The organism is Xanthomonas sp. SHU 308 (genome assembly GCF_000364645.1).
GTDB classification, from domain to species: domain Bacteria; phylum Pseudomonadota; class Gammaproteobacteria; order Xanthomonadales; family Xanthomonadaceae; genus Xanthomonas_A; species Xanthomonas_A sontii.
Genome location: NZ_AQOK01000101.1, coordinates 1 through 8,524 on the forward strand (window position 1 = coordinate 1; position 8,524 = coordinate 8,524).

The window sequence follows — 8,524 nt, forward strand, 5'->3', positions numbered from 1 at the left end:
GGCCGCGCGCTGGCCTGCGGGTACAGCGGCGCCACCGCCGCCTGCGCTTCGGCCGTCACCCACAACGCCGCCGCGGCGCCGTCGACGCCGTGCAGGCAGGTGGCGCGCGCGTCGGCAGCCAGTTCATCCAACCACTGCCGCCACTGCGGCTGCGCGGCGGCCTCGTCCACGCTCACCACCCCGAGCGTGAGCAGCGCCTCGTGCATCTCGTCGCGGCTGCGCGGCTGCGGCCAGGCCTCCTCGCGCACCGCGTCGATCGCCTGCGGGTCCAACTGGCCGAGTTCGTCGACGCTGTGCGGATCCTGGTAGCGGCGACTGTGCACCGCCTGGGTGCGCCGCTCTTCCAGCGGCGCGTCGTCGAGAAAGGCATAGGGCCGCGCGTCCAGCGCCTCGGCCGCCAGCGGCGAGGGCGCGGTCAGTTCGCGCGCCAGCACGCGCACCTCGCCGGCCTCGATGCCGCGCAGCAGCTGCAGCCAGCCGTCGCTGTCCATCGCCTCGTCCAGGCAGTCGCGCAGGGTCTGCACCACCAGCGGGTGCTCGGGAATCTCGCGCTCGCCGACCAGGTTCTCCGCGCAGGCCACCTGGTCGGGAAACACCGTGGCCAGCAGATCCTCGGACTTCATCCGCTGCAGTTGCGGCGCGACCTTGCGCCCGCCGGTGAAGCGCGGCAGCGCCAGCGCATTGGTGGCGTTCCAGCGCCAGCGCACGCCGAACAGCGGCGCGTCCAGCAGCGCCTGCACCAGCACGTCCAGCGCAGACGCGGCGCGCAGATAGCGCGCCACCTCGTCCAGGGCGAAGCTGTGCCGGGTCGACAGCGACAGCACGATCGCGTCCTCGGTCGCGGCCGCCTGCAACTCGAAATTGAAGGTGCGGCAGAAGCGCTTGCGCAGGGCCAGGCCCCAGGCGCGGTTGATGCGGCTGCCATAGACGCTGTGGATCACCAGCTGGGTGCCGCCGGTGGCATCGAAGAAGCGTTCCAGCACGATGCACTGCTGGGTCGGCAAGGCGCCCAGCGCCGCATGCGCGCGGCCCAGATAATCGACGATCTGCTGCGCGGCGGCGGCGTCCAGCGCCAACGGGCCGCACAGCCACTGCAGCGCCTGCGCCGCGCCGCCCTGCTCCAGCGCCTGCGCGACTTCGGCCCGCAGCCGCGAAACGCCCAGCGACAACGCATCGCTGCGCCCGGGCGCCTCGCCGATCCAGAACGGGATGTTGGGCGGTGCGCCGCGCGCGTCCTCCACCCGCATCCGCCCCGCTTCCACGCGCAGGATGCGGTAGCTGGCGTTGCCGAGCTGGAACACGTCGCCGCCCAGGCTCTCCACCGCGAAATCCTCGTTGACCGTGCCGATGGTCTGCGCCTGCGGCTCCAGCACCACGCTGTAGTCGCCGGTCTCGGGGATGGTGCCGCCGGAGGTGAGCGCCGCCATCCGCGCACCGCGGCGCTGGCGCACGCGGCGATGCACCGCATCGCGATGCAGGTAGCCGGCGCGCGGCCCCAGCCGCGTGCTGAAGCCTTCGCTGAGCATGCGCAGCACCGCGTCGAACTGCGCGCGCGGCAACGCCGCATACGGCCAGGCGCCACGCACCAGCGCGTACAGCGCGTCTTCCTCCCACTCCTGGCAGGCCACCTCGGCGACGAGCTGCTGGGCGAGCACATCCAGCGGCGCATCGAGCATGCGCAGCGCATCGAGTTCGCCGCGGCGCACGCAATCCAGCAAGGCCGCGCACTCGACCAGGTCGTCGCGCGACTGCGGAAACAACCGCGCCTTCGGCGTGCCGCCCACCGCGTGCCCGGAACGGCCGGCGCGCTACAGGAACGCGGCGATCGAACGCGGCGAGCCGAGCTGGCAGACCAGGTCGACGTCGCCGATGTCCAGGCCCAGTTCCAGCGAGGCGGTGGCCACCAGCACCTGCAGCTCGCCGGCCTTGAGCCGGCGCTCGGCGAGCAGCCGGGTCTCGCGCGCCAGGCTGCCGTGATGCGCCGCCACCGCCTGCGTGCCGAGCAGTTCGCCCAGGTGCCGCGCGGTGCGCTCGGCCATGCGCCGAGTGTTGACGAACACCAGGGTGGTGCGGTGCGCGCGCACCAACTCGGCCAGGCGCGTATACGCCTGCTGCCACTGGTCGGCGGACATGGTCACGCTGAGCGGCGTCGGCGGCACCTCCAGCGCCAGGTCGCGGGCACGCGCATAGCCGATGTCGACGATGGCGCAGTCGGCAACGCCGTCGTGCACCGCGGCGCTGCCGACCAGGAAACGCGCGACCGCCTCGATCGGCTTCTGCGTCGCCGACAGGCCGATGCGCAGCGGCGGCACCTCGCACAGCTGCTGCAGGCGCTGCAGCGACAACGCCAGATGGCTACCGCGCTTGTTCGCCGCCAGCGCATGGATCTCGTCGACGATCACCGTGCGCACATGGCGCAGCGTCTCGCGCCCGGACACCGAGCCGAGCAGCACGTACAGCGACTCCGGCGTGGTCACCAGCACATGCGGCGGGCGCCGCCGCGCCTGCGCGCGCTCGCGCTGTGGGGTGTCGCCGGTGCGTACCGCGGTGCGAATGGACACATCCGGCAAACCCAGCGCCGCCAGTTCGGCGCGAATGCCCAGCAGCGGCGCCTCGAGATTGAGCTGGATGTCGTTTGAAAGCGCTTTCAGTGGCGACACGTACAACACCTGGGTACGGTCCTGCAGGCCGCCTTCACGCAGGCCTTCGCGGACCAGCGCATCCAGCGCAGCCAAAAATGCCGTCAGGGTCTTGCCCGAGCCGGTCGGCGCGGCGACCAGCGTATGCCATCCGGCCTGGATCGCCGGCCACGCCGCCGCCTGCGCCGGCGTGGGCGCCGCGAAACGTTGCTCGAACCAGCGTGCAACGGCGGGATGGAAGCGCGCCTGCGCCAACGACATGCGATCTCCTGGTGTCAGCGTCGCAACCAACCTGGGGCGCGCCGACGATGCCGCCTGTGCGGATTGTCCAGCTGGATGTCTTGCGCCATTTTCTCGGCAATGAAAATGGTGACGTTATCCAGGCAATCAAGCGCAACCTCGCGCGAGCCCTGTTTTTAGGGGTTTTTCCATTAAGCGTTCATCGAACGACATAATGTCTACCACTCGCTCCGCTTAGCGCGGTTATGTTGTCGACGGCGTCACGTATCCCGGCCTAGCGTTTGCGCATCACGCACAAGCTTCGCCTCTGGGAACGGAATGCGGCACGGCAACACCAGCGAACAACGGCATCGCCCATCACGCGCGCGGGACGCTCCACGACCCGCACACGCGATCGCGGCGGCGCGCGTTCGCGCCGCGTCCGCCTCCGTCTCCCTTCGACGTCGAACTGCCGTCGCCTTGCGGCGCGCGGCAGCGATGGCGGCGGCATCCGCCATCGGGTCCTGCACTGTGGGACTACGCATGCGTTGTACCTCTCCACCGCCATCGCCAAGGAGCATCACCAATGGCACAGAGCAGCCCGTCACTCTCCAGCACCGACCTCAACCAGCGCCGCGGCAGCGACGCGCAACAGTCGCTCGGCGTCGCGCCGAACGTGTTCGAAGGCAACGATCCGGCCGCGATCGCACGCGCGCTCAAGCAGTCGGCCGACCTGCACGCACGCCGCCGCACCGGCCCGTATCGCTCGGCCATGTCGATGCTGACCTTCTACATCAATCGCGCCGGCGACCAGTTGCCGGCGCAGCGCCGCCAGATCCTGGAGCAAGCCAAGGACGAGTTGCGCAGCCTGTACGGCAAGCCGCGCAAGGGTGGCGCTGGCGATTGAGCACGCGCACGCGCGCAGCGTGATGGAGCGATCAGTTCCGCACGCTGCCTGGGCGAAGCGCGCGCCGCGCGATTGCCGTCCTCCGACGCACTGCCACATGATGCGGACATGGCCAAGGCATCCGACATTTCGGACCTCATCCAACACGCCGCCGCGACCCAGGACGACGCGGCGCTGCTGTCGCGCATCATCCTGGCGCAGGGCGAAATCGCCGCGGCCGGCGGCGATCCGCTGCAGGTGGTCGACGTGGTCACCCGCCGCGCGCAGGAGCTGACCCGCTCCAATGGCGCCGTGGTGGAGATGTGCGACGGCAAGGACATGCTGTACTGGTCGGCCAGCGGCGTCGCCGAGCGCCACCTCGGCCTGCGCCTGCCCAGCAACGGCAGCCTGTCGGGGCTGTGCATGCGGACCGGCGAGGTCTTGCGCTGCGACGATTCGGAAGTCGATCCGCGCGTGGACCGCGCGGCCTGCCGGCGCATCGGTTTGCGCTCGATGCTGGTGGTGCCGCTGCGCTACGGCGACCGCAGCATCGGCGTGCTCAAGGTCCTCGCGCCGCACCCCAACGCCTACAGCGCACAGGACGTGCGCACGCTGGAATTGCTGGCGACCCTGGTCGGCGCGACGCTGGCGCTGGCGATGGACCGCGCCGCACTGCAGACCGACATCGCGCGCCGCCAGGACATGGAGAAACACGCATTTCGCGAGAAGGCGGCGATCGCCACCCGCATCCGCGAAACCATCGCCGAGACGCGCCTGCAGATCGTGACCCAGCCAGTGCTGGCGCTGGCATCGCGACGCATCGTCGGGGTGGAGGCACTGTCGCGCTTTCCGGCCAATCCGGCGCTGCCGCCGCTGCGCTGGTTCGACGATGCCAGCCGGGTCGGGCTGGGCCTGGACCTGGAGCTGGCCGCCGCGCGCCAGGCGCTGGAGCTGCTGGCGCAGTTGCCGGCGCCGCTGTATCTGGCGATCAACGTGTCCGCACCGACGCTGCTGCATCCGCAACTGCAGGCGCTGCTGCACGGCCACGACCTGACGCGGATCGTGCTGGAAATCACCGAGCAATTGCAGGCGCCGGATTACCCACGCCTGTCCGAGCACATCGGCCTGCTGCAGCGACAGGGCCTGCGCATCGCCCTGGACGACGCCGGTACCGGCTTCGCCAGCCTGCGCCATCTGCTGCACCTGGCGCCGGACATCATCAAACTGGACCTGACCCTGACCCGCGGCATCGACGCCGAACCGCGCCGGCAGCGGCTGGCGATGGCCATTCTCTCCTTCGCCGCGGAAACCAATGCCGACGTGGTCGTCGAAGGCATCGAGACCGAGAGCGAACTGGCGACGCTGCAGGCGCTGGGCGCGCGCTACGGCCAGGGCTACCAGCTCGCCCACCCCGGACCGCTGTCGGCGCATCTGGCGCGCTATCCGGCGATCGAAGACGACAGCAGCGACTGAGAACGCCCATCGCAGGCGCGGCGCTGGTCCCCGGTTCGGGATCATCCCCCCAGGCATTCCCAAGATCGCCATGCCGGCCTGGTCGCGGCTGAAGCCGCTCCTGCGAAAGCGTGCGCTACGAACGCGCGCCCCCCCACCCTCGCCGACCCTGGGCCGCTGTGAGCGCATCTGCAGATGCTCTCCAGCGATCGCTAGCAGCCTCGGCCAAGTCGCGGGCCAAATGCTCCGTCTTCCTGTGCAGGAGCGGCGTCAGCCACGACAGGACGTCACCGTTGACGCCGCGTCGCGGCTGCGCAAACGCCAGGCAAGAAAAAAGCGGGCCGAAGCCCGCTTTTTCCTGGAACGACGCTGGCAGCGTGCGGCTTACTCGGCCGACGCGCCCTCGCCTTCTTCCACGGCCTTCATCGACAGGCGGATGCGGCCCTGCTTGTCGACTTCCAGCACCTTGACCTTGACCACGTCGCCTTCCTTCAGCTTGTCGCCGACCTTCTCCACGCGCTCGCTGGAGATCTGCGAGACGTGCACCAGGCCGTCCTTGCCCGGCAGGATGGTCACGAACGCGCCGAAGTCCATGATCTTGGCGACCTTGCCTTCGTAGATGCGGCCCGGCTCGACGTCCGAGGTGATCTGCTCGATGCGCGACTTGGCGGCCTGCGCGGCGATCGCATTGACCGAGGCGATGACGATGGTGCCGTCGTCCTGGATGTCGATCTGGGTGCCGGTTTCCTTGGTGATCGCCTGGATGGTCGAACCGCCCTTGCCGATCACTTCGCGGATCTTGTCCGGGTGGATCTTGATCGTCAGCAGGCGCGGCGCGTAGTCGCTCAGCTCCGCACGCGGGGTGGTCAGCGCGCTGGCCATCTCGCCGAGGATGTGCAGGCGGCCGGCCTTGGCCTGCGCCAGGGCCTGCTTCATGATCTCTTCGGTGATGCCTTCGATCTTGATGTCCATCTGCAGCGCGGACACGCCGTCGGCGGTACCGGCGACCTTGAAGTCCATGTCGCCCAGGTGATCTTCATCGCCCAGGATGTCCGACAGCACCACGAAGTCGTTGCCTTCCTTCACCAGGCCCATGGCGATACCGGCCACCGGCGCCTTCACCGGCACGCCGGCGTCCATCAGCGCCAGCGACGAACCGCAGACCGAGGCCATCGACGAGGAGCCGTTGGATTCGGTGATTTCCGAGACCACGCGGATGGTGTACGGGAACTCTTCCATGGTCGGCATCACCGCCAGCACGCCGCGCTTGGCGAGGCGGCCGTGGCCGATTTCGCGACGCTTGGGCGCGCCGAAGCGGCCGCACTCGCCCACCGAGTACGGGGGGAAGTTGTAATGGAACAGGAAGTTTTCCTTGTACTCGCCGGAGACCGCGTCGATCACCTGGCCGTCGCGGGCGGTGCCCAGCGTGGTGACCACGATCGCCTGGGTCTCGCCGCGGGTGAACAGCGCCGAGCCGTGGGTACGCGGCAGCACGCCGGCCTGCACGCTGATCGGGCGCACGGTGTCCAGCGCACGGCCGTCGATGCGCACCTTGGTGCTCAGCACCGAACCGCGCATGGTCTGGTATTCCAGCTCGCCGAATTCCTTGGCCAGGTCGGCAGCGACCCAGTTCTCGGCGGTGGCGCGCGGCGCCAGCTGCGCCAGCACGTCCTTCTTGATCGCCGAGATCGCATCGCGGCGCTGCAGCTTGTCGCGCACCTGGAACGCGGCGGCCAGCTGCTCGCCGACGGCTTCCTTCAGCGCGGCGATCATGGCCTCGTTCTTGGCCGGGGCGACCCAGTCGGACGGCTTGGTGCCGGCTTCGACGGTCAGCTCGTTGATCGCGTTGATGACCTTCTGCATCTCGCGGTGGCCGAAGGTGACCGCGCCCAGCATCACTTCTTCCGACAGCAGCGCGGCTTCGGACTCGACCATCAGCACCGCGTTGGCGGTACCGGCGACGACCAGCTCCAGCTGCGACTCCTTCAGATCCGACACGGTCGGGTTGAGGATGTATTCGCCGTTCTTGTAGCCGACCTTGGCGGCGCCGATCGGGCCCTTGAACGGGGTGCCGGCCAGCGACAGGGCGGCCGAGGCGCCGATCAGCGCGGCGATGTCGCCGTCGATGTCCGGGTTCATCGACATCACCGTGGCGATGATCTGCACTTCGTTCTTGTAATCCTCCGGGAACAGCGGACGGATCGGACGGTCGATCAGACGCGAAATCAGCGTCTCCTTCTCGGTCGCACGGCCCTCGCGCTTGAAGAAGCCGCCGGGGATGCGGCCGCCGGCGTAGAACTTCTCCTGATAGTCGACCGTCAGCGGGAAGAAGTCCTGACCTTCGCGCGCGCTCTTGGCGGCGACGGCGGTGACCAGCAGTACGGTGTCGTCCATCTTGACGATGACGGCACCGCCGGCCTGGCGGGCGATCTCGCCGGTTTCGAGGGTGACGGTGTGCTTGCCGTACTGGAAGGTTTTGGTGATTTTTGCCACGGGGTTTCCTTGGATGATGCTGTCTGCAAATGGACCGCTGACGGCCCATGCCGCTGGCGGGTGGCCGGGAGGATCCGGCCGGTGGCGCGGAGCGATCCCCGGGCCACGGTACTACCCAAAACAAAACCGCGGCGCATCGCTGCGCCGCGGTGGGGTTCGTTGACTCAGCGACGCAGGCCGAGCTTCTCGATCAGCGCCTTGTAGCGCTCGCCATCCTTCTTCTTCAGATAGTCGAGCAGGCTGCGGCGGCGGTTGACCATCTGCAGCAGGCCGCGGCGGCTGTGGTGATCCTTCTTGTGGGTCTTGAAGTGGCCGGTCAGCAGTTCGATGCGGGCGGTCAGCAGGGCGACCTGGACTTCCGGCGAACCGGTGTCGGCAGCGCCGCGCTTGTTTTCTTCGATGACTTTCTGGGTGTCGATGGACATGGGATTTTTCTCTGAGATGCGGGGCCGGCAGGAACGTGCAGAGGACGCACCGCCTGGCTCGCCGATTGCGAAGGATTGCGCCGGAGCGCAGCGTGCCGGAAAGGCCGCGAAATTGTACCGGCCCCGGCCCGGAGGAACAAGGCGTTAAGACCGCGTCATGACTGAACGACAGCCAGGTAACACCACGCGCGACCGCTGAACGGTCACGGATTGAACATGCGCTGCGGCGCCAGCAGCCCGCTCGCATCGACCTGGCCCAGGCCCAGCGGGACGCCGTCGGCATCGAACACCGCCGCCAGGCCGGGCGCCCAGGCCGGATCGCGCAGGCGCTGGCCCGTGCGGAAGCGCTGCGCCGCAGCATGCTCCAGGCGCAGCGGCGGGAAATCGGCCAGGCCGGCGGCCAGCGGCAG

Annotated in this window: 5 protein-coding genes and 1 pseudogene; 2 read left to right on the top strand and 4 right to left on the bottom strand. The window is 69.1% G+C overall.

The window, feature by feature from the left end; all coding sequences use genetic code 11:
* Positions 1-2,900, bottom strand: a pseudogene (locus D588_RS24005) (DEAD/DEAH box helicase); the annotation flags it as partial.
* Between the two features lie 544 nt (positions 2,901-3,444).
* Here D588_RS24005 and D588_RS0104615 point away from each other — a divergent pair.
* Both D588_RS0104615 and D588_RS0104620 read left to right on the top strand, forming a co-directional pair.
* Complete coding sequence (locus D588_RS0104615; RefSeq protein ID WP_017907565.1) at positions 3,445-3,765, top strand: DUF3175 domain-containing protein; 321 nt, start codon at positions 3,445-3,447, stop codon at positions 3,763-3,765.
* Between the two features lie 108 nt (positions 3,766-3,873).
* On the top strand, positions 3,874-5,217 hold the full coding sequence (locus tag D588_RS0104620; RefSeq protein ID WP_017915145.1) for an EAL domain-containing protein: 1,344 nt from the start codon (positions 3,874-3,876) through the stop codon (positions 5,215-5,217).
* 363 nt (positions 5,218-5,580) lie between these two features.
* On the opposite strand, the gene pnp is transcribed toward D588_RS0104620, so the two are convergent.
* The 3 genes from pnp to D588_RS24010 form a co-directional block, all read right to left on the bottom strand.
* Complete coding sequence (gene pnp / locus D588_RS0104625; protein ID WP_017915146.1) at positions 5,581-7,689, bottom strand: polyribonucleotide nucleotidyltransferase; 2,109 nt, start codon at positions 7,687-7,689, stop codon at positions 5,581-5,583.
* 164 nt (positions 7,690-7,853) lie between these two features.
* The gene (gene rpsO / locus D588_RS0104630; protein ID WP_003467392.1) at positions 7,854-8,114 is read right to left on the bottom strand and encodes a 30S ribosomal protein S15; all 261 of its coding nucleotides are present in this window, start codon (positions 8,112-8,114) and stop codon (positions 7,854-7,856) included.
* Between the two features lie 203 nt (positions 8,115-8,317).
* On the bottom strand, positions 8,318-8,524 hold a 207-nt coding region (locus D588_RS24010; protein ID WP_043083429.1), incomplete at its 5' end, for a tRNA pseudouridine(55) synthase TruB.